Source organism: Thiobaca trueperi, from assembly GCF_004342175.1.
GTDB classification, from domain to species: domain Bacteria; phylum Pseudomonadota; class Gammaproteobacteria; order Chromatiales; family Chromatiaceae; genus Thiobaca; species Thiobaca trueperi.
This window is the reverse complement of sequence record NZ_SMAO01000007.1, coordinates 92,738-116,976: the sequence shown is the minus strand read 5'-3', so window position 1 is coordinate 116,976 and position 24,239 is coordinate 92,738. Positions and strand designations below refer to the sequence as shown.

The window sequence follows — 24,239 nt, the reverse complement described above, 5'->3', positions numbered from 1 at the left end:
GCCTCAGGCAAAGGGATTACTGCCTCCAGAGCAGACAGGTTCCCGGCGCATCATCAGCGAGGAAGCCATGATGGCGCCCCATCCAATAGGCGATCAGATAATCGACCCCGCCATAGACCATGTTGGGCGTGCCATCGTCCTGGAGCTTCCAGGGATGCCGCTCCCAGGTAAATGATGCTGGCGGACGCTCATCGACATTCACGGCCTCGGCTGAGATCCCTGGACAGGTCGTGCTCTCGGGATAGCGGCCGCGCAGATCGATCGGATGCGATAGATTGGGGGCGTCAGGGAAGCGGGCCAACTGGGCGACATGGGCATCGATCACGGCGCGCGTGTCATCCTCATCGGGCGCCTGCGCGGCATAGATGAAGGCAAAGAAGACGTTTTTGTGCCCGGCAACCTCGGCCCAGAGTGCGTCGCGCAAGACCTCACGCTGCAGCCGTCCCCGGCGTGCCGGGTCCGTCTCCAGCCGGATCCAGTTGTAGAGCGGCATGAAACCGATGTTGAGACCGAAGTAGCCGGAATCGCAGCGGTTGGTGTTACGCCAGTCGGCGGCGATGTCGAGCCACTCGTCGGCATGGCGCTCATAGTGCTCCGCGATGATCTGGCGACGCTCGGCATATTCAGGCACATCCTCAGTCACCTGGAGCGCCACGCGGAAGATGGCGGCGAGCTGAATCGCCTGGGTCGGCTGGTAAAAATCGGGGAAAGCGCCGAAGCCCGGTAGCTGACGCACCAGATCGGCGGCATTGGGCAGAAAAAAGAGCACGCCTTCGCCGACAACATCGAAAGGGTTGGTGTTGAGTGTCAGGGCCGGTGTCCCGTTGGGTGCGTCGGCCTGACTGAAGACGGCGTAGGGAATGGTGACATTGGCTTTCAGGTTCCATCCATTGATCATGAGATTGACCCGCTGGCGTTCGCTGTTCATCAGCTGTTCGACGAATTCCACCACGTCATGCCGGATGATCTCGCGTATCGTCGGGTTGGAGGTTGCCTCATAGGCCAGCGAATAGCCGAGCATCACGCCCTGGTACTGATCGCGACTGATGTTGCCGCGCCAGTGCCAGATTTGGTTCTCATAACTCACATCCCGATGCACCTCGGGATCATCGGCGCTCAGAAGCGCCTGAATCGGCGCCGGACTATCGGCGGGCGCCGCATAACGGGCCAGATAGCCGCGATCACCCGAGATGTTCCACCAGCGATGCAGCGTCTCGACCGTTTCGCGCAGCGCGCGCTCGGCGTCCGGCGCACCCGTATTCATCAGGCGCAGCGCCTCGGCGGCCAGATAGGTTCCGGTCCAGATCGGCGAGTCACGCCGCCCGCCATAGGAGCGAACCGCGCTCAGGGTCGCGTCGGCGAACTCGGCGGCCATGACGCCGCCGGCAGGCATCATCCACTGGTTCAGCCAGGCGATATGATGGCGCGCCCGGTTATGCAGCCGGTATTCACGATCATCTGGATCATGGCTCCAGAGGCCGGTTCGTGAATCCCATAGATGACAGCTCGCCGTGTCATTGAACGCGCCGATCCGGCAGTGATCCGGGCAGACCGGCAATCTGTCGGTCGCCTCCGAAGTGTTGACGATGGGCGTGTCGCCGAGGTCGCCGGCCATTGGGATTTGAGCGCTCGTCGTCATGGATGCACTGAGCGAAAGAACGAGGGAGACCGCTCGAATAGTGGACTGATTCATAACCTTTTTTGCTCCGAATGATTTTGGCCTCCGCCAGGCGCCGGCTCGTTTGAAGACGGCGACGTTCGTTGGGCCGAAAAATACGACCTTGCGTACTGCTGACGCCGTTCAGACATCACTGTGCATTCGAGGTGCCATTCCGAAGGATCGCGATTGACCTCGGGCGGCGGCACCGACCAGTTGGTGACGATGGAAAAATCAAGGAAAGATCCGGATTGCTTGATGAGGCAGACGTGGAGCACGAGGTCCAGATTGGTTAAGCAACTGAATTTGCAAAGATCCAGAATATCTGGCGCGCCCTTGGCCCGCTCATTGAGGGCAAGCCTGCTTGTCCCCTATACTGCACCATTAGATTTGCGGCCTTTTTTGCCCGCTTAGGAACAGGAAACCAAAGCCGATGCGGAAACGTCTTCCAACCCTGATCGCCATGCTCATGTGCGGTCTGACTCCAGTGAGTCAGGCTGAGGATCTGCTCCAGATCTACGATATGGCAGTCGTCAGCTCCCCCGCGCTGCGCGAGGCCGAACAGACCCTCTTCGCGACCCGTGAGGTCAAACCCCAGGCGCAGGCGCTGCTGCTCCCCAGTGTGAGCGCGACCGGCAATCTGGCCTACCAGAACGTCGATAGCAGCGGCCGGAGCGCCACCGGCAGCCGCGTCAGCCGCTCCGAAAACTACGATACCCAGGGCCTGCAGGCGGTGATCAACCAGTCGGTTTACAACCGGGGCAACTGGATGACGCTCAAGCAGTCCGACAATGTGATCGCGCAGGCCGAGGCGACCTATCGCAACGCCCAGATCGATCTCATGGTCAAGACCACCGAGGCGTATTTCAATGTCCTGCGGCGAGCCGATGCCGTGACGGTGCAGGATGCGCTGCTGCGCGCCAACGAGCGCCAACTGGAGCAGTCCAGGCAACGCTTCGAGGTCGGTCTGGTGGCGATCACCGACGTGAACGAAAGTCAGGCGGCCTATGACAAGTCGCGCGCGGATCTGATCAACGCCAAAAATCTGCTGAACAATGCCTGGGAACTGCTGCGGACCATCGTCGGCCCGATCAATGCGCCACTGGCGCGTTTGGGCGACAAACTCCCCCTGGCGCCACCCGAGCCCAATGACATCGACACCTGGGCCACGACTGCGATTCGCAGCAATTTCGGCATCATCGCCGCCAGCGAGGCGGCCAGCGCGGCGCAGAAGACCATCGAGATCGAGCGTTCCGGTCACTATCCCAGTGTCAACATGCAGGCCGGCTATGACATCTCCCGCACCGGTGCCGAATTCGGCACGGATACCGATACGGGATTTGTCGGTCTGTCGGTCAATGTGCCCATCTTCCAGGGCGGCGCCGTGACCTCGCGCACCCGTCAGGCCGGCTTTCAATTCCGCGCCGCGCAGGATCGGCTCGATCAGGTCCGGCGTCAGGTCGATCAGCAGGTCAAGGACGCCTTCCGTGGCATTCTGACCAGCATTGAGGATGTCAAGGCCCGTCAGGCTGCCATCGTCTCGGCGCGCTCGGCGCTGGAATCCACTCAGGCCGGTCTGGAAGTCGGCACCCGCACCCAGGTCGATGTGCTCAACGCCCAGCGCAATCTGTTCCAGGCCGAGTTCGATTACATGGACGCGCGTTACGGCTACATCATCAACGGCGTCAAACTGCATCAGGCCACCAGCACCCTCACGCGCGACGTGCTGGAAAAGGGCAATGCCTGGCTCAATCCGGCCGATGTCGTGCCGCCACCGGCCTACTGAGTCATGTCAGGCAGCAGCTTCGGCAAACTCTTCGTCGTCACCGGCTTTGGCGAGAGCCACGGCCCGGCCATCGGCGGCATCGTCGATGGCTGTCCGCCCGGCCTTGCACTCACGGCTGACGACCTGCAACGCGATCTCGACCGGCGCAAGCCGGGGCAGTCGCGTCATACCACGCAGCGGCGCGAATCCGACGCGGTCGAAATCCTCTCCGGTCTCTTCGAGGGGCGTACCACCGGGGCACCGATTGGGCTCTTGATTCGCAACGAGGATCAGCGGTCAAAGGATTATGCCGAGATCGCCAGCCGCTATCGTCCCGGTCACGCGGACTACACCTACGACCAGAAATACGGCGTGCGCGACTATCGCGGCGGCGGACGCTCCTCGGCGCGCGAAACGGCGGTGCGGGTCGCCGCCGGGGCCATCGCCAAGAAATACCTGGCCGAGCGTTATGGCATCCTGATCCGTGGCTATCTCTCTCAGCTTGGCCCCATTCGTCCGCGCGGATTCAACTGGGATCAGATTGAGCGCAATCCCTTTTTCTGGCCCTGCGCCGAGACGGTCCCCGATCTCGAAACCTACATGGACGATCTGCGCCGCGAGGGCAATTCAATCGGTGCGGCGGTGACCGTGGTCGCCTCCGGGATGCCGACCGGACTGGGCGAGCCGATCTTCGACCGGCTCGATGCCGACATCGCCCATGCGCTCATGAGCATCAATGCCGTCAAAGGGGTCGAGATCGGCGCCGGCTTTGCCTGTATCGAGCAAAAGGGCACGGAACATCGCGACGAGCTGACTCCCGATGGTTTTCTGTCCAATCATGCGGGCGGCATCCTTGGCGGCATCTCATCGGGTCAGGACATCGTGGCGCGACTCGCGCTCAAGCCGACCTCCAGCATCCGGCTGCCGGGACGCACCATCGACACCAGCGGCGCGGCAACCGAGGTCATCACCACCGGGCGTCATGATCCCTGCGTCGGCATCCGCGCCACGCCGATTGCCGAGGCCATGCTGGCGCTGGTGCTGATGGATCACGTCCTGCGACAGCGTGCGCAGAATGCCGACGTGGTGCCGCCGACGAGGCCGATTCCGCCATCGGTCGCTTAGAAATAGACAGGATTAACAGGATTTTCCAGGATGGACAGGATTATTTAAGTAATTGTTTTTAATTTTTTAATCCTGAAGAATCCTGTTAATCCTGTCTAAATCGAAATGCCTTACTGGCGCCTCTCCGGCTATTACCTCTTTTACTTTGCCTCGCTGGGCGCACTGGTGCCCTTCTGGGGGCTCTATCTCCAAGGCAAGGGCTTCGATGCGCTGGCGATCGGCCAGCTCATGGCCATCCTCTCCGGCACCAAGATTCTGGCCCCGATGATCTGGGGTCACATCGTTGATCGCAGCGGACACCGCATGCCGATGGTCCGGCTCGGTGCACTGCTTGCGACGCTGGCCTTTCTGACCGTCTTCGCCGCCGATGGCTTCTGGAGCATGGCGGCGGCCATGCTGCTCTTCAGTTTTTTCTGGAATACCTCGCTGCCGCAGGTCGAGTCCGTCACCTTCAATCATCTCGGTCAGCGACCGAGCCGCTATGCGCTGGTGCGGATCTGGGGCTCGGTCGGCTTTATCCTGGTCGTCGCGGCGCTGGGCTGGCGTCTGGAGCAGGATGGGCTCGCCGTCATCCCGATCTGGGTGCTGCTGCTCTGCGTCGGCCTCTGGCTCAGTGCGCTGATGATCCCTGACAGCGCACCCGCGCCGCGCGCGGGACCGGCGCCCTCGCTGCGCCGTCTGCTGCGGCGACCGGAGATCCTGGCCTTCTTCGGCGCCTGCTTTCTGATGCAGCTCAGTCACGGGATCTATTACGCCTTTTATTCGATCCATCTGGAGTCCGCAGGCTATTCCAGCGCCGCCATCGGTAACCTCTGGGCGCTGGGCGTCATCGCCGAGGTGCTGGTGTTTCTGGTGATGCATCGTCTGCTGGACCGCTTCGGCGCGCGGCGGGTGCTGCTCTGGAGCCTGGGTCTGGCAGCCTTGCGCTGGCTGATGATTGGCGCCTGCGTGGAGATCCTGGCAGTACAGATTTTTGCACAAATGCTGCATGCGGCGACCTTTGGCACCTTCCATGCCGCCGCCATTCATCTGGTCCACCATGCCTTTCCGGGACGTACTCAGGGACGGGGACAGGCGCTCTACAACAGCCTGAGTTTCGGCGCGGGCGGGGCCGCCGGCAGTCTCATCGGCGGCTGGCTGTGGACCGGATCCGGTGCGCTCGTCACCTTCGGGATTGGCGCAGCGGCGGCGGCATGCGGCTTGCTGATCGTCCGGTTGTGGGTGCAAGACGAAGCACGCGGGGAATCCTGAACATCGGGCGGCGTGCTATGATCAAACCTCACTGATACCTGTGACCGAGCCTTTTTCGACAGGATTCACAGGATATTCACAGGATTTCTTTAGCCGCCTGCTTTCAATCCTGTTCATCCTGCCTCAATCTTCAAGTCTCGATCCCACGCCACTGACAGATCGCCGCCATGCCAGTTTCACAGGGTTCCTATCGCGTCCTGCCGGGCCGTCGCTATCCTCCAGGCGCCACTGTCGAGGATGCCGGGGTCAATTTCTCGGTCTTCAGCCGCCATGCCACCGGCGCTGAACTCCTGCTCTATGAAAGCGCCACGAGTCCCGAGCCTTTTCAGACCATCCGTCTGGATCCCCGGATCAATCACACCTTCTTTTCCTGGCATGTCATGGTGGTGGATCTGCCGCCCGGCACCCATTACACCTGGCGCATGGATGGACCCTATGCGCCGATGGAACACGGCTGGCGATTCGATTCGCAGATCGAGCTGGTCGATCCCTGGGCTCGCGCAGTCAATGTCTGCGACTGGAAACGCTGGCGCCGTCTGCGCGAGGGCGTGCAGCCGCACGATTCGCCGCGCGGCATCGTGCTGGCCGAGGAATATGACTGGGAAGGCGACACCACCCTGCGTCTGCCTTCCGAACAGACCGTCATCTATGAACTGCATGTGGGCGGTTTCACCCGTCATCCCAGCGCCAACGTCCAGCATCCGGGCACCTTTCTCGGGTTGATCGAGAAGATCCCCTATCTCCAGTCGCTCGGCATCACCCATGTCGAACTGATGCCGGTGATGGCCTTCGATGAGCAGGATGTGCCGGATGCGGTCTGGGACTCCGGGCTTCATAATTATTGGGGTTACAGCAGTTTCGGTTTCTTCTCGCCGCATCCGGGCTACTGCGTCACACCAGAGGCCGGCACGCATCGGCGCGAATTCCGCGAGATGGTCAAGGCGCTGCACAAGGCGCGCATCGGCGTCATTCTCGATGTGGTCTTCAACCACACCAGCGAGGGCGGCGCCATCGGCCCCAGCCTGACCTTCAAGGGCTTCGGCAACGAGACCTTCTACTGCCTCGACACGCTCGATAAAAGCCGCTATCTGGATTTCACCGGCTGCGGCAACACAGTCAACGCCAATCACCCGCTGGTGACGCATTTCATCCTGGACGCGCTCGAATACTGGGTGCGCGAGATGCATGTCGATGGCTTCCGCTTCGATCTGGCCAGCGCCATGGCCCGTGACGCCGATGGCCGGCCAATGGCGAATCCGCCGGTGCTGTGGGAGATTGAGCTGTCCGACACCCTGGCGGCCTCACGCATCATCGCCGAGGCCTGGGACGCCGCCGGGCTCTATCAGGTCGGCAGCTTTCCCGGTTATCGCTGGATGGAATGGAACGGACGCTATCGCGACACCATCCGCCGTTTCGTGCGCGGCGATCCGGGACTGGTGGCCGACGTGGCGACCCGGCTCTCCGGGAGCAGCGATCTCTATCAGGCGAATCTGCGTCAGCCGACGAACAGCATCAATTTCGTGACCTGTCACGATGGTTTCACCCTCTGGGATCTGGTTTCACACCATCGCAAGCACAATCTGGCCAATCGCGAAGGCAATCGCGACGGCACCGACGACAATCTGAGCTGGAATGGCGGGATTGAGGGCGAGACCGGCGATCCCGCCATTCTGGCGTTGCGCCAGCGTCAGGCCCGGAATCTGCTGACACTGCTGTTCATCAGTCAGGGCATCCCCATGCTGCTGGCCGGCGATGAAGTCCTGCGCACCCAGCACGGCAACAACAATGTCTGGTGTCAGGACAACGAGCTGGGCTGGTTCGACTGGTCGCTGGTCGAGCGTCATGCCGAGATGCTGCATTTCACGCGCGGTCTGATCGCGCTGCGCAAGCGTCATCCCAGTCTGCGGCGGCGTCATTTTCTGTCCGGACAGCCGCATCCGGGTTCCGACCTGCCCGATGTGGCCTGGCATGGCGAGACGCTGGACGACCCGCCCTGGGATGATCCGCTCGCGCAATGGCTGGCCCTGACGCTGGCCCCGGCCTGTCCGGGTGAGGATATCCTGCATATCCTGATCAACATGAGCGATCAGGGCCGCCGTTTCCAGTTGCCGGCATTCGCCCCTCTGCGCTGGCATCTGGCGCTTGATACCGCCCGCGTCTCGCCCGCCGACATGGTGGCGCCCGCCGAGCAAACGGCGCTGGATGCGGATGCTGTCTCGCTGTGGGTTCAGGAACGCAGCATCCTGGTGCTGGAGGCGCGTTAGGGCGAGCGGCCCTGCGCCGGGGCGAGCCCCCGCACCTGTGCGCCTGGGTCGTCCCACCCGCAGATGAGCACTCGTGCAGCACCTCTCGTTGTCGTTGTCGAAGACCCGCAAACCGAAGACGATTACGACAACGACAACGATCAGAGACAGCCTCGGAACATCTGCACTGCTGTATTAGATCGTTTTACCCGCCATTCCCTCCTCAATCCGCTCCAGCAGATAAGGGAAGAACGGGTTGGACGACATGCGAATCAGCGCATCCAGGCTGACGATGAGAATACCGCGCTCGCCGCGTACTGCCAGCGCGCCAAGGTTGACGCCAAAATCCTCGGAGCGGTCGGGCTCCATGCCATAGAGCGAATCGGTGACGGGGAATGGCAGGGCGACATGCGAGAGCGAGAAGACATCGCTGGGATAGATCAGACCCAGTGGGCGGCTCTGCTCCGTCGTCGCGCCGGCCTCGGTGACGCGCTCCAGTACCTCGGCGGAGCCGTTGCCGGCATTGGTGATGATGGTGGTGCGGAAACGTCTCGGCGTAGCCGGCAGGATCCGGGCCAGCATGGTCTCGGTGCTGCTGCGCAGCAGGGGGCCGAATTTGGTCTGGCGATTGAGATCGAACAGCACCAGCTCGCTGCCGTTCGCCGGGAGTTGCGCATAGAGCGCATCCACGATGGCCTGGGTGCTGACCGTGAAATCAATGAGCGATTGAAAGGTCAGGATCGGCGGCAGGGTCTCCAGCCGGCCCTCGCGGGCATAGGCGGCGAGTCGCGGTTGCAGTGCGCGGGTGATGAGCGACGACTGACGGGCCCCATTGACGGGGAAGGAGTTGTACTTGAAAGGATTGAATTCCGGCATGACCGAGAGCCAGGCCGCCTTGGCAAAGGGCGGGAAGATGGCGGGCAGACCGGCGAAGCCGGCAAAGCGCGCCATCTCGGTGATGCCGATCATCGGCGAGATCAGAATGATGCGGTCGGCGCGCGGCAGCGCCGGATCGTCGATGACATCCAGCGCATATTTCATCGCCAGCGCCCCGCCGTTGGAGAAACCAACGATGTGCAAGGGTTTGTCTGGTCCAACCTGTTTGCGCGCCTCGCGGACGGCGAGCCGGGTGGCGGCGACCCAGTCTTCCCATTCCACTTCGGCGAGTCCGGCAGGCACGGTACCGTGACCAGGCAGGCGCGGCGCGACCGCAATGAAGCCGCGCTCGCGATAACGCCGGGCGATATGACGCAGGCTGTAGGGCGAATCGGTCAGTCCGTGCAGCAGAACCACCGCACCGACGGCCTCGCCTTCCGGCGTCAGGGTATAGGAGCGATTCCAGTCCTGAGCGAAATGGCCCGGATAAATGGGGCTGCCCTCGAAATAACGGTTGGCCGGAACCTGCTCATCCGGCTCCAGACGCTGGGTGACCTCCTTGTCGATCTCATCGAAGATCGTCTTTTCCGCCGCGAGGTATTGATTCCAGTCGGCGCGATCCAGTTCATCGGCATCCAGCTCATGCGGCACAAAGGTGTGCCAAACCTCCAGCGGCGCGCTGCGCCAGGCATCGTAGGCGCGCACCCCCAGAAAGGTCAGGGCGCTCACGACGACCAGTCCGGCCGTCAGCTTGAAGAATTTGATCAGCTTCATCGTCATCGACTCCAGTCCCCTAAACTGCGCCCGGTGCGGCATCAGAGATTTCATAATTTGCTTACACCCGCGCTTACATGGAAACCTTCGGAGATGAGAGCAAAACTGACCGCTGGACGGATTCGCAACTTTGCCTGTCACATGAGGAAGGGGCAAGCCTTTTTGTGGGATGCCGACACGCCACAACTGGCCGTGCGGACCACTCCCGGTTCACCGGTCAAGACCTTCATCTCAGTCTGCACGGCCTGCGCCGGTCGTTCGGCACCCTCTGTGAGTGGGTCGAGATGCCTGTGGGAATCGTGGCGCAGATCCAGCGCCACCGCCGAGAAGCATTACCGCCGCCGTCCACTGGACCTGCTGCGCCAGTGGCATACCAAGCTGGAGGGTATGCGGGTTGAAGCGGTGGCGGGCGAGGCGGTCGGATCGATGGCGCATGCTCCGATGCGCCTGTTTTTGACAGGATTAACAGGATTCTTAAATGATTGTTTTAAATCCTGTTAATCCTGTCTGAATTCAAATTAGCGCCGCATGTCGAGGGCGATGCGCTCGGCTTCCGGATAGAGCCGGGTCACCGAACGGCGATATTCCTGGCTGGACAGGGCCAGACCGGAGAAGGTGTCCGGTACGGGTTGCGCCAGCATCTCGCTCATGTCGAGTCCCTGCTCGGCGCCTTCACGCAGGGTCTGGTCCAGCCAGTGCAGATAGCGGCGTGTCTCGCGGATTGGCGCTGCGTCGGGGGCGACAGGGCCGTGCCCCGGCACGACCTGAGTGAAAGACTGCTGCTCCAGTCGGTCGAGCGACGCCAGCCAGTGCTTGAGATTGGCATGGGGTGTCGTCGGCGCGCGGCCATTGAAGACCAGATCGGCGGCGAACAGGGTGCCGGTCGCGCGGTCGAGCACCACCAGGTCCGATTCGGTATGGCCGTCGAGCGCGATCAGTTCGAGTTCGCGCCCGCCGGCTTCAAGCCGCCCCGGTGCGAGTGCGCGGCGCGGCGCGGCCAGTTCGGTCGCGCCCATCCATGCACCGTTGAGTTTGTACATCCTCTCAATGAAGGCAGGCGCCTGAACCTCGATCGCGCGGATCGTCTCCGGCAGGGCGGCCAGCGTTTCCGGCGGGAACGCCTGATTGCCAAGGAAATGATCCGGATGCTTGTGGCTATTGATCGTCAGCACCACGGGCAAAGGCGTGATCCGGGCGATGGCGGCGCGCATCTGCTCGCCATAGCGTCGGGAAGGCCCGGTGTCGATGACCACCACGCCCTGCGCACCCACCAGAAAACCGGAGTTGACGACATTACCGCCGTTGTCCGGCGAGAAATCCTCGGTCCGCCCGATCAGGACATAGACCCCATCGGCAATCCGGCGCGATTCGAGGCGGTAGTCGAAATCCGCCGCGCCGGCAAAGGAAAACGGGGTCAGCAGCATCAGGAGCATGAGTCGCAACAGTCCGCTGGTGGGCATCGGTAAGCGTTTCATGGCATCGTCTCCGCGTGAATCAGGTTGCCGTTGTTGTCGCGTCCGGCGATGCGCAGCGGACTATCGACAGACAAGCCGGGCGGAATATCGAGCGTGAACACGGGATTTTCGGCCACTGGCTCAGCCGGCTCGATCCGCATCAGACTCCGCCCGTCTCCAGCCGTGATCTCCAGCGTCTCGATGTAAAAAACCGGGATGCCCTTGGCCAGTCCGGTATCCATCGGGTGCACGATCCGCAGCCGCAGGCGCAGACTGCCGTCCGGCCGCTGCCATAAACGGGAGCCGACCTGATTCAGATCCTGCTGCCAGTCGGAGGCACCCGATCCGGCCGAGGGCTGCGTGCAGGCGCCGCCGCTGGTCGTCACCCTGGCGCCGCCCAGATGCCAGACACCGTCGGCGGTGCGAACGGCGGCACGGATCGGCGTGGATTCATTGAGCTTCAGGCGAAAGGCCAGACTGGCACGCGCCTCGCCGGGCTCGAAACGGAGCGCCCTGACGATGGGGTTGAAATCGACCAGCACCAGCACCTCTTCCACGCCGGTCAGGGCGCTGGCATCGACCGCGACCGGGACGTTGAGCGGTTCATCGGCCACGGCGGGCGCGTTGACCTTCACGCGGTCGTCGAAAACGACCTCGGCATCGCCAAAGAAGGCGCGTCGCAGGTTCTCCCAGCGTGGCGAGCCCAGTGGGTCGGCCATGCCAGCGCGGGGCGAATCGTCCGCCAGGCCGCCGATAGGGGGCAGCGCCAGAAGCATGGCGGCGGAGACGATCAGGGCCATTTTTTGCATAGGCGATTCCTCCTGTATGCGAGTCAGTCAGCCACCCTCAGCGGCTGGTATGCGTTGGGATGGCGTTCGCCGCGCCAGCCGGGGTCACGGCAGGCGTTTCGACGAAGGTCCGGATCGCCCACACCAGTTCGGGCTTGAGGATGCCGTCCCAGGCCGGCATGTGCACCACGCCGACCTTGACCTTGCCCTTGAGGACCGAGGCGCGAAAGTAGGCATCGACATCCTGGATGCAGCGCCGCTTGAGATCGGCATCGCTCACCCGCTTGCAGCTTCGGCCCAGGCGGCGCAGATCGGGCGCCGGGGCGCGCGAGCCGTCGGCGTCCGGACCATGACACCTGGCGCAGGCTTGATTGAAGGCGTCCTGGCCCACTCTGGCCGCCAGCGGATCGCCGCGATAGGGATTCTCCGCCGGCCAGGGCACTGGCAGCGCGGCCAGCCCGGTGGTATCGATGGTGGGCGACACCGCCACCGGCGCGGCGGACCGGACCTGTGCCGCCGTCGCCAGCGCGCCAGCGGCGAACAGCAGGCGTGCGCCTGTCATCCAGGCGCGTGGAAAAGCGTGAAGACGTTGCGGATCGATTGAGCTTGGCATGATGGAATCCCGGCTTATGGCCTTACCAGTCCGTGGGACAGCCCTGGCAGTTGTCGAAGGTCGCGTCCGGGAAGATGGCGAAGCGCTTCACGCATCCCTCCATCACCGCGTCGGTGAAATTGACGGTGTTGAATTTGCTCTCCTGAAGGTTGGCGCTGATCAGCCTGGCACCGACGAACCAGGCGAAGTTCATCCGCGCGAACTCCAGGCTGGCACCGGTCAGATCGGCACCGGAGAAATCAGAACGCATCAGTCGCGCTGCCTCGAAGTCAGCGGCGACCAGACGGGCACGACGAAAGGAAGCGCCTGGGGCGTTGGCCTTGTTCAGCCGGGCGGCGGTCAGATTGGCGCCCTCCAGATTGGCGCCAGCCAGGTTGGCGCCGCGCAGATCGGCGCGGGTGAGATCGGCCCCGGACAGATCGGCCCCTGCGAGATTCCTGCCGACCAGATCGGCATGGCGCAGATCGGCACCGGGACAGCGGGTATAGGGCCAGATGGGACAGCCGTTGATGACCAGCGTCTCGTCCTCCGGTTGATCATCCGGGGGGGTATCCGCCGCGCCCGCGCCGGATGAACCGATCAGCAGGACCAGCACGAGTATCAGACGGAACAGGGTTCGATTCGGCATGGCATCTTCCAGGGACGGGCCGGAATCCCGCGCAGATGCGCGAGATCCCGGCGGTTCGGTCATTGGCGTTCAGGTTACTTGGCGCTGACGACCTGCTTGGGCAGCTTGAAGACCCACATGGAGCCGCCCTGCGTGACCTGCTTGGTCAGGTCGGCCATGTCGCCACCCCAGAGCGGCACCGCACCGCCGTAACCGGACTGGATGCCGATGTACTGCTCGCCGTCCATCTCCCAGGTGACGGGCACCGAGACTACGCCCGAGCCGGTCTGGAATTTCCACAGCTCATCGCCGGTTTTGGCATCGAATGCCTTGACGAAACCGTCGGAGGTGCCGGTGAAGACGAGTCCGCCAGCCGTGGTCAGGGTACCGGCCCAGAGCGGGAAGACTTCCTTGTGTTCCCAGACGATCTTGCCGCTGACCGGGTCGATGGCGCGCAGGGTGCCCACATGATCGTCAAACAGTTTCTTGATGCGGAACCCCTGCCCCAGGTAAGCGGAACCGGCCTTGTAGGTCAGGTGCTCGGTCCAGTAATCCATCGCCCAGTGGTTGGCCGGGATGTAGAAGAGACCGGTCTCCGGGCTGTAGGACATGGGATGCCAGTTGGTGCCGCCGAGGAAGGGCGGCGAAACGAAGATGGATTCGCCTTTGTCGGCACCCTCCGCTGGCTGTGGCGGACGATTTCCCTTCTCGATCGGCTTGCCGGTCTTGAGATCGAAGCCCGAGGCCCAGGTGATGCCCTCGACGAAAGGCCAGGCACCGATCAAAGCGGTCGGCTTGTTCGGGTAGCCGGCACCGGTCGCGAGCTTGTCGCGGTCGGTGACGAAGAAGAAGCCGTTGCGGTCGGCGTGTGCGGTAGCCTTGACCTCTTTGCCGGTCTTCGGATCCTTGTATTCGAAGAGCACCAGCGAGTTATTGCCGGAGAAGTCCCAGGCGTCGTTCGGGGTGTGCTGATAGAAGCCCTTCAGCTCACCGGTACTGGCATCGACATAGGCTTGGCCGGAGGTAAAGAGGCTGTCCCAGTTGCGCGGGTCGTCGCCCGGCGCAGTACGTTTCCAGGTGTTCCAGGGCGCCGGATTGCCAGCGCCGATGACGATGGTGTTGTGTTCCAGATCGAAGCTGGCGGTCTGCCAGGGTGCCCCGCCACCATGGCTCCAGGGCTCGACCTTGCCGGTCGGCGAGTTGGGGTCGTTCGGCCAGCTCGGCGCCTTGGCATTGCCGGTGGTGGTGCTGTCCTTGCCGTTGAGGCGGCCCATGTGGCCTTCCACCATAGGACGTGCCCAGACCTCCTCACCGGTGTCCGGATCGCGCGCGAACAGCCAGCCGACCACGCCGAACTCGTCGCCCGAGGAGCCGTGCACCAGCAGTACCCTGCCGCTCTTCTGATCCTTCACAATGAAGGGTGCGCCGGTCATGGTGTAGCCGACCTTGTGATCGGCGAACTTCTTCTTCCAGACGACCTTGCCCGTATCCTTGTTCAAGGCAACCATGGATGCATCCAGGGTGCCGAAGAAGACCTTGTCGCCGTAGATCGCCGGACCACGGTTGACCACGTCGCAGCAGGGACGGATGTCGTCCGGAAGGCGGTGATTGTATTCCCACAGACGCTTACCGGTGCGCGCATCGATGGCGAACATCCGCGAATAGGAACCGGTGGCATAGATGACACCGTCGTGCACCAACGCCTGTCCTTCCTGGCCGCGCTGCTTCTCGCCGCCGAAGGAGAAACTCCAGGCCGGCACCAGGGCGGACACGTTGCTGGTGTTGATCTGGTTGAGCGGACTGTGACGCTGCGCCTTGAGACCCAGGCCGTAGCTCAAAACATCGTTCGTGGTCTGATCGTCCTTGAGGATGTCCTCCCAGGTCACGCCGGTCGCGGCCATGACTTGTTGTTGCGACAGGGTCGCCGCGAGCGCCACGGCGAGCGCGCTGGATGTGAATGGCAGTTTTTTCAGGGTGCTCATGGTTGGCTCCTGGCCTCCTCTGTTGTTGTCGAGTGCTTTCCGGTTGACCGTGTCACGGCCGGCGTGAGGGCATTTGCAAAACACAGGCCAGCCAGCATCGGGGGGTTCGGGCAAACCGCACTCACCAGCCATGCGGGAGTGAGTTTCGATCCGAGGACGAGGGGCGAGCGCCTGCTCGCACAGCCATGAGCTGTTCCGATTTTGAGCAATCGCTGTTTTTCGGAACAGGCAGCGTGATCCTCATCCGGCGCCATTGCGCCACCCGCGCCGGGCAAGACCCGGCCTGCTCCCGGAACCTCAGGCCGGCGCGCGTGACGCCACTGCCGGAGGCAACTGGCGCGTGATTTGCTGGCATCGCGTCCAGAGTCATCCAGGGGCGGCTTGCATGCGCGCCCCGCTCGCTTCAGGCCATGGGGACCGACGGCACCAAGACCCGATTCTGTCCATGCTGTTCGCCAGCCCCGACCAAACCACGACCAAACGATGGAGCACACCGAATGAATAAAGGCATCCTCATCCACTCTCGCGCCTGGCTGCTGCTGGCGCTCTGCGTCGTCGGCCTGGTTCACGACGTCATGGCGTCGGAACGCATTCGCGCCACGCCGCGCGAGGCGCGCGCCATGTTCGACAAGGCCGTCGCCTACCTGGAGACCAATGGGCCTGAGCGCGCCTTCGCCGCCTTCAATGACCGGAAAGGCACCTTCGTCCACAAGGATCTCTATGTCTTCGTGCTCGACCTCAAGGGTGTCTATCACGCGAGTGGCGCGGCCCCGGAAGCACTGGTCGGGATGAACGTCCTGGACACCAAGGATGCCGCCGGCAACCCGCTGTTCCGCGAGATGATCGAAGGCGTCCAGAAGTCGCCTGAGCTGACCGTGCGCTACATGTGGCTCAACCGGGCGACCAACAGCGTGGAGCCCAAGGTCAGCTATGTCCGCAGGGTCGGCGACTATGTCGTGGGCGTCGGCTACTCGGCGCCGCGCGCCACGGCGGACGCCGCACGCGCCATGCTGGATGAGGCGGTGGACCTTGTCCGCCAGGAGGGTATCGAGAAGGCCGCCGCTGTGTTCAATGACCGCCACGGACAGTTCGTGCGCGACGACCTCTATGTCTTTGCGGTCGGGCTGGAGAGCGGCAAATTCGAGGCGATGGGCATGAAGCCGGTCATGGTCGGCACCGATGCGCTCAGTCTCAAGGACGCGGCAGGCCATGCGCTCATTGCGGAAATGGTGGAAAAGACCCGCACGGCCGACGATGCAACGGTCGACTATGTCTGGCTCAACCCGGTCACCAATGCCGTCGAGCACAAGCGATCCTATGTGCGCCGGGTCGGCGGGTCGCTGATCGGCGTCGGGCACTACCTGGAAAAATGAACGGCGACGGGGAGCGACTGACCCGAGCCGGGACAGGTGTGCCGAAACGGAACAGTGCAGACAACGGCAAAACCGCTCAGGCGTCCGCCAAAAAGGTCAGCCCCCGTCACGCAGTTGATTGAATAAAAAGGGTTTAAACAGGCGTTAAACGGTTTCTGGCGATCTGGCATGGCCTGTGCGCTAAGGCACCAGGAAGACTGCCGAACCACGCTGGAAACCAACTCAAATAAACAAGAAACCCGGAGGACTGAAGATGATTTACGCACTACCCGGCCAACCTGACGCCAAGGTCCAGTTCAAGGCCAGATACGACAACCTCATCGGCGGTCAATGGGTGCCGCCAGTCAAGGGTCAGTACTTCGACAACATCAGCCCGGTGACTGGAAAGGTCTTCTGTCAGGCGGCGCGCTCCACCGCCGAGGACATCGAACTGGCCCTGGATGCCGCTCACAAGGCCAAGACCGCCTGGGGCCACGCCTCCCCGGCCGAACGCTCCAACATCCTGCTCAAGATCGCCGACCGCATGGAGCAGAACCTGGAGGCCATCGCCTACGCCGAGACCGTCGATAACGGCAAGCCGATCCGCGAGACCATGGCGGCGGACATCCCGCTCGCCATCGATCACTTCCGCTATTTCGCCGGCTGCATCCGCGCTCAGGAAGGCTCGATCTGCGAGATCGACAAGGACACCGTGGCCTATCACTTCCATGAGCCGCTGGGGGTGGTCGGCCAGATCATCCCCTGGAACTTCCCCATCCTGATGGCGACCTGGAAACTGGCCCCGGCGCTGGCCGCTGGCAACTGCGTGGTGCTCAAGCCCGCCGAACAGACGCCGGTCGGCATTCTGGTGGTGGCCGAGCTGATCCAGGATCTGCTGCCCCCCGGTGTGCTCAACATCGTCAACGGCTTCGGCGTGGAGGCCGGCAAGCCGCTGGCGACCAACAAGCGCATCGCCAAGGTCGCCTTCACCGGCGAGACCAGCACCGGACGGCTGATCATGCAGTACGCCGCCGAGAACATCATCCCGGTGACGCTGGAACTGGGCGGCAAGTCGCCGAACATCTTCTTCGCCGATGTCATGGATCAGGACGACGCCTTCTTCGACAAGGCGCTGGAAGGCTTTGCCATGTTCGCGCTCAACCAGGGCGAGGTCTGCACCTGCCCCTCGCGCGCACTGATCCAGGAATCAATCGCCGACGAGTTCATCGCCCGCGCCGTCGAGCGCGTCAGCAAGGTCCGCCAGGGCAACCCGCTCGATACCGACACCATGCTGGGCGCCCAGGCATCAGGCGAGCAGCTCGAAAAGATCCTGTCCTACATCGACATCGGCAAGCAGGAAGGGGCGCAGTGCCTGATCGGCGGTGAGCGCAATATCATGGATGGTGACTTCGCCAGCGGCTACTACGTCAAGCCGACCATTTTCCGCGGCCACAACCGGATGCGCATCTTCCAGGAGGAGATCTTCGGGCCGGTGGTATCGGTGACCACCTTCAAGGACGAGCAGGAGGCACTGGCGATTGCCAACGACTCGCTCTATGGATTGGGCGCCGGTGTCTGGAGCCGCGACGGACGGCGCGCCATCGTCATGGGGCGCAATATCCAGGCCGGTCGCGTCTGGACCAACTGCTATCACCTCTATCCGGCGCACGCTGCCTTTGGCGGCTACAAGCAGTCGGGCATCGGGCGCGAGACCCACAAGATGATGCTCGACCACTATCAGCAGACCAAGAACCTGCTGGTCAGCTACAGCCCCAACGCCCTGGGATTCTTCTGATTCGATGCACCCCGCGCCGCTTGCGGCAAGGGGTCGGCATGCCTGACTCCGTTCTCATGCAAATGAGTTGTCGGGTGGCTCCGGCCACCCGTTTTTTTACAGTCGCGACTGCCGCGACGATGCTGCCGAAGAGGTTCATCCGCGCGCGTCACCAATTCCGACGACCTTCCGAAGGAACCAACCTGTGACGAATCTTCCCTATTGGCTGGAACTGGCCAACCAGTCTGGCGGCATCCTCTACCTGATGGTCGTGCTCCTGACTGTGACGCTGACGGTGATCGTCGAGCGAACCTGGGTGCTGCGCAACATCACCCGCCATGGCGAGACGCTGTCGCAAGCCCTGATCCCCCTGGCCGATCATGACCGGGCCGGACTCGCGCGAATCCGCGAAACCCAGGCCCGCTACATCCACGCCGTCCTGCTGGAGACCACGCTGGCGCTACCGCCCGCCAGTGCACAGATGCTGGCCAGCCGGCTCGACGAGGTGATCCTGCGTCTGGTGCCGCTGCTGGACCGGCGACTCTGGGTGCTGGATACCACCGTGACGCTGGCCCCCCTGCTCGGGTTGCTCGGGACCATCATCGGCATGTTCCACGCCTTCCATGTCCTGACCGAACCCGGCGCCTCGCACAATGCCGTCACCGGCGGTGTCGCCGAGGCGCTGGTGGCGACCGCCGCCGGACTGCTGATCGCCGTCATCGGCCTGGTGTTCTTCAACGGACTCAACGAGCGGGTCCGCCTCGCGGTGCATCAGCTCGAAACGCTCAAGGCGATGCTGGTCAACCGCTTCGGACCGCCACAGACGGCGCTCTCCCCGCAAGCCGACAGCGCCGGAGCACGCTGATGCGTTATCTCCAGCGCCGCAAGGCCCGTATCGAAATCGTCCCCATGATCGACATCATGTTCTTTCTGCTGGTGTTTTTCATCATGGTCACGCTCGACATGATCCCCGCCAACGGCATCGGCGGGCGGCTGCCGGCCAGCGCCAGTGCCGAGCGCCTGGAGTCGCCTCAGGTGATGATCAGTCTGGACGCGGCGGGCCTGATCCGGGTCGATCAGCAGGATCTGAGTCTGGCGCAGCTCAGTGAGCGGCTGCTTGCGCAGGGCCATGAGACGCGCGTGGTGATTGCCGGGGCCGAGTCGGCGGCGCTTGGCGATCTGGTTGCCGTCATGGATGCCTGCCGTCACGCCGGCATCACCCGCATCGGCATCGCCACGCGGGAATCCGGGACGTGACACGCGTGGTCGCGCCACTGCCATCAGTACCGCTGTGGCTGGCCGCCTCCATCGCAGTGATGGCCGAAGGCGCGTTGCTGGCCGGACTCGCGATCTGGTCACCGTCGCCTGAATTTTCCTCGCCGAGCACCCTGATCGAGGTCAGTCTGGTCTCCCTCCCCTCGCTGGCCGAGTCCGCTGCGACGACGGACGGTCTTGCGTCTGTGGCGGATCCTGAGCCGGAGCCGGCTTCGGCGCCTGTTGCGACCCCGCCGCCAGTGCCCGAGCCGGTGGCCCCAGCGCCACCCGAGCCAGCGCCCCCGGTTGCGGTTCCCGAACCGGCGCCGAAACCCGTCGTCGCGCCGGAGCTGAAACCCCAGCCCAAGCCGAAGCCCAAACAGGCAGCCAAACCCCAGACCAAGCCGCAACCAGCGTCGCCGCCGCGTCCTGCGCCATCAGCGCAGACGACCCGCCGTCTTGCCAGGACCGATCAGGGGGCGGCGAACAACGCCCCATCCGCCCGCCGGGAGAACGGCACAGAGCGGACGGCTGGCAAAGGGTCCGCCGGCGCCGCCGCCAGTTCGCCGGTCGCCTATCTCAACAACCCGCCACCCGACTATCCGGGCACGGCACGCCGCCTGCGCCAGGAAGGCACGGTGCATCTGCGGGTGCTGGTGGGTGCGGGCGGGCAGCCGGGCGAGGTCCGGCTCGATGGTTCATCGGGTGTGACCAGTCTCGATCAGGCCGCCATCCGGGGGGTCAAACGCTGGCGCTTCAAGCCCGCGCACCGGAACGGACAGCCGCTCGCGGCCTGGGTGCGCATCCCGATCCATTTCAAGCTGAAATCACCTTGAATCGGTCCCTGTATCCGGCAATGTCAGTGCGCCGCCTGACATCGCCTCGGGATCGCGAATCCCGGCCAGCGGCGGCAGCTCATTCAGCGACCGCAGGCCGAAACAGTCCAGGAAGCGCCGGACTGGACGCGGTTTAGACGCTGAAGGATTCACCGCAGCCGCAGCGATTCTTGACATGGGGATTGCGGAATTCAAAGCCCTCGTTGAGCAGACTCGATTTGACGAAGTCGATTTCCATCCCGTCGAGACGCTCAAGATTCTCGCCATCGACCACGACCTTGACGCCGTGACTCTCGAAAATCCGGTCGCTGTGCTCAACGCTGTCGGCGTAATCGACTGCGTAGGCAAAGCCATTGCAGCCGCTCTTTTTGGTTGCCACGCGCAGACCAACGCCACGGCCACGCTTGGCGAGCATAGTGGCCACATGACGTGCGGCCGCCTCGGTCAGAATGACTGCCATGAAAAACTCCTCGTTCTTGTTCAGCCAGTGAGATTGATGTCAAGTAGACCTGCGATAGCCTGATTTCAAGGTTGAACCCTCCCCCGTCCCACAGGTATTGTCCCTGCACCGCCCATCAACACCACTCAATCCCGCTCTTGTACCCCGAACCGCCTGTGCCGCCTCCCGTTCCCTCTGATCCGTCCCGGATAAACAAGGGACCGCCCCTCGCGCTCTGTGTTCTCGACGCTGAATTGCAGCCCACCTGGATTTATCCTGACGGCGACAACCGGGATTCGGACGCGCCATCGCTCGTGCAAAGGCTGGATGCGCTCCTCAGTCATGTCGGGCTGATCAGTTGCGCACGCCGGGTTTTCGCGACCGGTTGCGCCGAACGCCACTGTCTCACCCTGCCCGATCCACATGGCGAGCGATGTTTCGATGTGACCCTGGCACCCATGCGCGGGCCGACCGGCGTGACCCTCAATCTGACGCTCTGCGTGATCGATGGCGGTTTCGCCGGACACTGCGTCAGCCACCGGGATGTCACCGAATCCAGGCGGGTCGAACAGGCGCTGCGCGAGAGCGAGACCCAGTTGCGCATGCTGTTTGAGCTGGCGACCGTCGGCATGGTGCTGATCGATCCCCTGCCCCGTCGTCTGCTGCGGGTCAACGAACGTCTCTGCCGCCTGCTGGGATACGATGCCGACGAACTGCTCGGCATGAGCTTCTATGAATTGACTCACCCGGAGGATCGGGAGCGCGATCAGACGAACTATGAGCGCGCCATGGCCAGCCGGGACGCCGATTATTTCACCGAAAAACGCTATCTCCGGCGCGACGGACAGGCGGTCTGGGTGCTCGCCAACGCGACCTTCATCCGCGGCGAGCAGAGCCGGCCCCGCCTGGCGCTGGCGGCCATCATCGACATCACGGATCGCCGGCTGGCCGAAACCCAGGCGCGCGATCTGGCTGCCGTCGTCGAGTGTTCCACCGATTTCATCGGCATCTCCGCCCTGAACGGGCATGGCATCTATCTGAATCCGGCCGGACAGTCGCTGGTCGGCCTGGAAAGCGATCTGGCGGTTCGCGCACATCGGGTGCAGGACTATCTGTTCCCCGATGACTTGGCATTGTTCAATGAAACCGTGCTGCCGGACGTGATGGAAAACGGTCGCTGGGCCGGCGAATTCCGTTTTCGTCATTTCCGCACCGGCGAGCCCATCCTGATTCACTGGGACGTGCTGCGTCTCGACGATCCGGGCACCGGTCGCACCCGACTGGCGACCGTGGCCCGCGACATCCGCAGGAAAAAGGCGGCGGAGCAGGCGCTGCTCACCGCCGACCGGCGCAAGGACGAATTCCTCGCCATGCTCGGCCACGAATTGCGCAATCCGATGGCGCCGATTCGCAATGCCCTGGACATCGTGCGCACGGTCGGGCTCGGTCGCGACCCGCGCATCCTCTGGGCGGTCGATGTCCTGGACCGGCAGACGGCCCACATGGCGCACCTGTTGGACGACCTGCTGGATGTATCGCGGATCGTGCGCGGACGGCTCGATCTGGAACGGCGCCCGGTGCAGATCACCGAGGTGGTGCGGCAGGCCGTGGATGGCGTGCGCGCACTCATGCGCGCACGTCGGCATCGACTCCTGTGGACCGCCAGCCTGCCCAACGTCCTGGTTGAGGGCGACCCGGTGCGACTGTCGCAGATTCTGCTCAATCTCCTGGTCAATGCCGCCAATTACACCCCGGAAGGCGGGGAGGTTCGCGTCGAGACCGATCTGATGACAGGCGGCGAAGCCACCGAGGTGCTGATCCGGGTGCGCGATAACGGACAAGGCATGGCCCCGGAGCGCATCGAGGCGCTCTTTGGTCTCTTCTCGCAGGGCGAACGGCCGCCGGATGCCTCCAGCGGCGGTCTGGGTCTGGGGCTGGCCATCGCCCGCCGTCTCGCCGAACTGCATGGCGGACGGCTGGACGCCTTCAGCGCCGGACCCGGACAGGGAACGGAGCTGCGGGTCTATCTGCCGGTGCTGGCGCAGACCTTCACGGCGCCGGTGCCGACGGCTGATGCAAACACGCCGGCCCAAACAGTCGCCGGCAATACGCCGCGCATCCTGGTGGTCGATGACAACGCCGATGTGGCCGAGGCGCTGGCGATGCTGCTGGAATTGCTCGGCTATACGGTCGAGACCGCCGCGTCCGGGCTGGAGGCGCTGGAAATCGTTGAGCGCCAGTGCCCGCGCGTGGCTCTGCTCGATATCGGCATGCCGGGCATGGACGGACTGGAACTGGCGCGGCGGTTGCGCGAACGGGTTCCCGAACCCGAGCGGTTATGGCTGGTGGCGGTCACCGGTCTGGGACATGAAGAGGCGCGGGTGCGCTCGCTGGCAGCCGGATTCGACGAGCATCTGGTCAAACCGCTGGATCGGCAGACGCTCCTGGCGTTGCTGGCAAGACTGAGTCAGTGACGATGCTCGGCAACATGCATGCTGGAGACCGAGGCCATGTCCAGCAGTCCGCGCATCAGGGTCGCCCGCTCCGCCGTGGTGACGGTTTCGATGAGCGCCTGTTTGTCCTCAGGACTGAGCGGCAGATGGGCGCACAGGAGATTGACCAGCTCGCCATCGGGCATCTTTTCGATGTCGTCCCAGGGCACTTCCACCCCGCGCAGGGTGCAGTAGGACTTGAGCGAGGTCAGAAAGCCTTTGCGATCCGCAATGGTCCCTGGATCGTCATGACAATCGGCCGCGAACCGCTCCCAGTTCACCACCACGCGCCGATACCCCTGGCGCCCGTCGATCTCGCTGGAGACCTGAAAGCGACAGACACCTGTCAGCACCAGCACGATCCGACCGTCGCTGGTCTCGCTATAGGAGGTGATGCGCCCGGCGCACCCGATCCGGTGGAGCGCGGGGATGTCGTCGGTCATGGTTTCGCTGGTTGGCTGGATCAGGCCCACCAGATGATCGGACGCCAGCGAATCCATGACAAGATTGAGATAACGCGGCTCGAAGATATTCAGCGGCAGTTGCACGCCCGGCATCAGGACCGCTCCGGCAAAGGGAAAGATGGCGATTTCGGCAGGCAGATCCGAGAACTTGGGCAGAAAGGGATTGCGGGTCATGGTGTGCTCCAAGAGCCAAATCCAGGAGCGGATTCGGCGTGATCGTCGGGTTGAAGGTCAGGAAGAATCGATGTCTTAAGATGGGGTGCTGGCGGCCATTCCACTATAAAATAAGTTTTGCGAGCACATGCAATCGATCGAAGCCATTTCTGGAATATTAAGTATCTTTAAATCAATGGCATGTCGCCTTCCGGCCGGTTTTTCCCACAAATCGCAACCCATGACGCCGTCCCGGTCGAGCGGCGCCCGGGCTGTTGATTCATGTGGGCGCGGGCCTATACTTAAAAACCTACGAACAAACTCAGAAAAACGGAGCCAG

20 protein-coding genes are annotated in these 24,239 nt (G+C 63.3%); 11 read left to right on the top strand and 9 right to left on the bottom strand.

The annotated features are described in order from the left end of the window. Nucleotides 1–16: 16 nt before the first annotated feature. Nucleotides 17–1,615: a hypothetical protein gene (locus tag EDC35_RS13710; RefSeq protein WP_132977819.1), complete on the bottom strand. Its 1,599-nt coding sequence runs from the start codon at nt 1,613–1,615 to the stop codon at nt 17–19. Between the two features lie 475 nt (nt 1,616–2,090). Here EDC35_RS13710 and EDC35_RS13705 point away from each other — a divergent pair, with 475 nt between their 5' ends. From EDC35_RS13705 to glgX, 4 genes are all read left to right on the top strand, one after another. Beyond that, a complete protein-coding gene (locus tag EDC35_RS13705; protein WP_132977818.1) occupies nt 2,091–3,443 on the top strand; it encodes a TolC family outer membrane protein in 1,353 nt (450 codons plus the stop codon). 3 nt (nt 3,444–3,446) lie between these two features. Further along, on the top strand, nt 3,447–4,547 hold the full coding sequence (gene aroC / locus EDC35_RS13700; RefSeq protein ID WP_132977817.1) for a chorismate synthase: 1,101 nt from the start codon (nt 3,447–3,449) through the stop codon (nt 4,545–4,547). A gap of 105 nt (nt 4,548–4,652) precedes the next feature. Further along, entirely contained in the window at nt 4,653–5,798 is a 1,146-nt protein-coding gene (locus tag EDC35_RS13695; protein ID WP_132977816.1) for an MFS transporter, read from the top strand. Nucleotides 5,799–5,965: 167 nt separating this feature from the next. Beyond that, the gene (glgX, locus tag EDC35_RS13690) at nt 5,966–8,062 is read left to right on the top strand and encodes a glycogen debranching protein GlgX (RefSeq protein ID WP_132977815.1); all 2,097 of its coding nucleotides are present in this window, start codon (nt 5,966–5,968) and stop codon (nt 8,060–8,062) included. Nucleotides 8,063–8,236: 174 nt separating this feature from the next. On the opposite strand, the gene EDC35_RS13685 is transcribed toward glgX, so the two are convergent. Further along, nucleotides 8,237–9,691 carry an alpha/beta hydrolase gene (locus tag EDC35_RS13685; protein WP_207896238.1) on the bottom strand — a complete coding sequence of 485 codons (1,455 nt, stop codon included), beginning with the start codon at nt 9,689–9,691 and terminating at the stop codon, nt 8,237–8,239. 93 nt (nt 9,692–9,784) lie between these two features. Here EDC35_RS13685 and EDC35_RS18870 point away from each other — a divergent pair, with 93 nt between their 5' ends. Next, nucleotides 9,785–10,192, top strand: coding sequence for a hypothetical protein (locus tag EDC35_RS18870; RefSeq protein ID WP_481557209.1), 408 nt, complete (start codon nt 9,785–9,787; stop codon nt 10,190–10,192). Nucleotides 10,193–10,209: 17 nt separating this feature from the next. On the opposite strand, the gene EDC35_RS13675 is transcribed toward EDC35_RS18870, so the two are convergent. The 5 genes from EDC35_RS13675 to EDC35_RS13655 form a co-directional block, all read right to left on the bottom strand. After that, complete coding sequence (locus EDC35_RS13675) at nt 10,210–11,166, bottom strand: quinoprotein relay system zinc metallohydrolase 1 (RefSeq protein WP_207896236.1); 957 nt, start codon at nt 11,164–11,166, stop codon at nt 10,210–10,212. Next, entirely contained in the window at nt 11,163–11,954 is a 792-nt protein-coding gene (locus EDC35_RS13670) for a quinoprotein dehydrogenase-associated SoxYZ-like carrier (protein WP_207896234.1), read from the bottom strand. The genes EDC35_RS13675 and EDC35_RS13670 overlap by 4 nt, the downstream gene beginning before the upstream one ends. A 37-nt stretch (nt 11,955–11,991) precedes the next feature. After that, nucleotides 11,992–12,546: a c-type cytochrome gene (locus EDC35_RS13665; RefSeq protein ID WP_207896232.1), complete on the bottom strand. Its 555-nt coding sequence runs from the start codon at nt 12,544–12,546 to the stop codon at nt 11,992–11,994. Nucleotides 12,547–12,568: 22 nt separating this feature from the next. Further along, nucleotides 12,569–13,174, bottom strand: a complete 606-nt coding sequence (locus tag EDC35_RS13660; protein ID WP_132977813.1) for a pentapeptide repeat-containing protein — start codon at nt 13,172–13,174, stop codon at nt 12,569–12,571. A 74-nt stretch (nt 13,175–13,248) separates the two neighbouring features. After that, nucleotides 13,249–15,135: a methanol/ethanol family PQQ-dependent dehydrogenase gene (locus EDC35_RS13655; protein WP_132977812.1), complete on the bottom strand. Its 1,887-nt coding sequence runs from the start codon at nt 15,133–15,135 to the stop codon at nt 13,249–13,251. A gap of 497 nt (nt 15,136–15,632) precedes the next feature. On the opposite strand from EDC35_RS13655, the gene EDC35_RS13650 reads away from it, so the two are divergent. From EDC35_RS13650 to EDC35_RS13630, 5 genes are all read left to right on the top strand, one after another. Further along, complete coding sequence (locus tag EDC35_RS13650; RefSeq protein WP_207896230.1) at nt 15,633–16,508, top strand: cache domain-containing protein; 876 nt, start codon at nt 15,633–15,635, stop codon at nt 16,506–16,508. A gap of 253 nt (nt 16,509–16,761) precedes the next feature. Next, on the top strand, nt 16,762–18,282 hold the full coding sequence (gene adh / locus EDC35_RS13645; protein WP_132977811.1) for an aldehyde dehydrogenase: 1,521 nt from the start codon (nt 16,762–16,764) through the stop codon (nt 18,280–18,282). A gap of 184 nt (nt 18,283–18,466) precedes the next feature. Next, the gene (locus EDC35_RS13640) at nt 18,467–19,126 is read left to right on the top strand and encodes a MotA/TolQ/ExbB proton channel family protein (protein WP_243651668.1); all 660 of its coding nucleotides are present in this window, start codon (nt 18,467–18,469) and stop codon (nt 19,124–19,126) included. Next, nucleotides 19,126–19,518 carry an ExbD/TolR family protein gene (locus EDC35_RS13635; RefSeq protein WP_132977810.1) on the top strand — a complete coding sequence of 131 codons (393 nt, stop codon included), beginning with the start codon at nt 19,126–19,128 and terminating at the stop codon, nt 19,516–19,518. The genes EDC35_RS13640 and EDC35_RS13635 overlap by 1 nt, the downstream gene beginning before the upstream one ends. Continuing rightward, nucleotides 19,515–20,351, top strand: a complete 837-nt coding sequence (locus EDC35_RS13630; RefSeq protein ID WP_243651666.1) for an energy transducer TonB — start codon at nt 19,515–19,517, stop codon at nt 20,349–20,351. The genes EDC35_RS13635 and EDC35_RS13630 overlap by 4 nt, the downstream gene beginning before the upstream one ends. 133 nt (nt 20,352–20,484) lie before the next feature. Here EDC35_RS13630 and EDC35_RS13620 read toward each other — a convergent pair whose 3' ends face one another. Next, nucleotides 20,485–20,811 carry a HesB/IscA family protein gene (locus EDC35_RS13620; RefSeq protein WP_132977809.1) on the bottom strand — a complete coding sequence of 109 codons (327 nt, stop codon included), beginning with the start codon at nt 20,809–20,811 and terminating at the stop codon, nt 20,485–20,487. A 293-nt stretch (nt 20,812–21,104) separates the two neighbouring features. On the opposite strand from EDC35_RS13620, the gene EDC35_RS13615 reads away from it, so the two are divergent. Then, complete coding sequence (locus tag EDC35_RS13615) at nt 21,105–23,264, top strand: PAS domain-containing hybrid sensor histidine kinase/response regulator (RefSeq protein ID WP_243651664.1); 2,160 nt, start codon at nt 21,105–21,107, stop codon at nt 23,262–23,264. Here EDC35_RS13615 and EDC35_RS13610 read toward each other — a convergent pair. Next, nucleotides 23,258–23,920 carry an LON peptidase substrate-binding domain-containing protein gene (locus EDC35_RS13610; protein ID WP_132977808.1) on the bottom strand — a complete coding sequence of 221 codons (663 nt, stop codon included), beginning with the start codon at nt 23,918–23,920 and terminating at the stop codon, nt 23,258–23,260. The two genes, EDC35_RS13615 and EDC35_RS13610, sit on opposite strands and share 7 nt — an antisense overlap. Nucleotides 23,921–24,239 lie beyond the last annotated feature (319 nt).

Bases quoted from the DNA above. Each gene is read 5' to 3' on its own strand.
- EDC35_RS13710 (WP_132977819.1), bottom strand. From the start codon at position 1,615: ATGGCCGGCGACCTCGGCGACACGCCCATCGTCAACACTTCGGAGGCG.
- EDC35_RS13705 (WP_132977818.1), top strand. From the start codon at position 2,091: ATGCGGAAACGTCTTCCAACCCTGATCGCCATGCTCATGTGCGGTCTG.
- aroC (WP_132977817.1), top strand. From the start codon at position 3,447: ATGTCAGGCAGCAGCTTCGGCAAACTCTTCGTCGTCACCGGCTTTGGC.
- EDC35_RS13695 (WP_132977816.1), top strand. From the start codon at position 4,653: ATGCCTTACTGGCGCCTCTCCGGCTATTACCTCTTTTACTTTGCCTCG.
- glgX (WP_132977815.1), top strand. From the start codon at position 5,966: ATGCCAGTTTCACAGGGTTCCTATCGCGTCCTGCCGGGCCGTCGCTAT.
- EDC35_RS13685 (WP_207896238.1), bottom strand. From the start codon at position 9,691: ATGAAGCTGATCAAATTCTTCAAGCTGACGGCCGGACTGGTCGTCGTG.
- EDC35_RS18870 (WP_481557209.1), top strand. From the start codon at position 9,785: ATGAGAGCAAAACTGACCGCTGGACGGATTCGCAACTTTGCCTGTCAC.
- EDC35_RS13675 (WP_207896236.1), bottom strand. From the start codon at position 11,166: ATGAAACGCTTACCGATGCCCACCAGCGGACTGTTGCGACTCATGCTC.
- EDC35_RS13670 (WP_207896234.1), bottom strand. From the start codon at position 11,954: ATGCAAAAAATGGCCCTGATCGTCTCCGCCGCCATGCTTCTGGCGCTG.
- EDC35_RS13665 (WP_207896232.1), bottom strand. From the start codon at position 12,546: ATGCCAAGCTCAATCGATCCGCAACGTCTTCACGCTTTTCCACGCGCC.
- EDC35_RS13660 (WP_132977813.1), bottom strand. From the start codon at position 13,174: ATGCCGAATCGAACCCTGTTCCGTCTGATACTCGTGCTGGTCCTGCTG.
- EDC35_RS13655 (WP_132977812.1), bottom strand. From the start codon at position 15,135: ATGAGCACCCTGAAAAAACTGCCATTCACATCCAGCGCGCTCGCCGTG.
- EDC35_RS13650 (WP_207896230.1), top strand. From the start codon at position 15,633: ATGAATAAAGGCATCCTCATCCACTCTCGCGCCTGGCTGCTGCTGGCG.
- adh (WP_132977811.1), top strand. From the start codon at position 16,762: ATGATTTACGCACTACCCGGCCAACCTGACGCCAAGGTCCAGTTCAAG.
- EDC35_RS13635 (WP_132977810.1), top strand. From the start codon at position 19,126: ATGCGTTATCTCCAGCGCCGCAAGGCCCGTATCGAAATCGTCCCCATG.
- EDC35_RS13620 (WP_132977809.1), bottom strand. From the start codon at position 20,811: ATGGCAGTCATTCTGACCGAGGCGGCCGCACGTCATGTGGCCACTATG.
- EDC35_RS13610 (WP_132977808.1), bottom strand. From the start codon at position 23,920: ATGACCCGCAATCCCTTTCTGCCCAAGTTCTCGGATCTGCCTGCCGAA.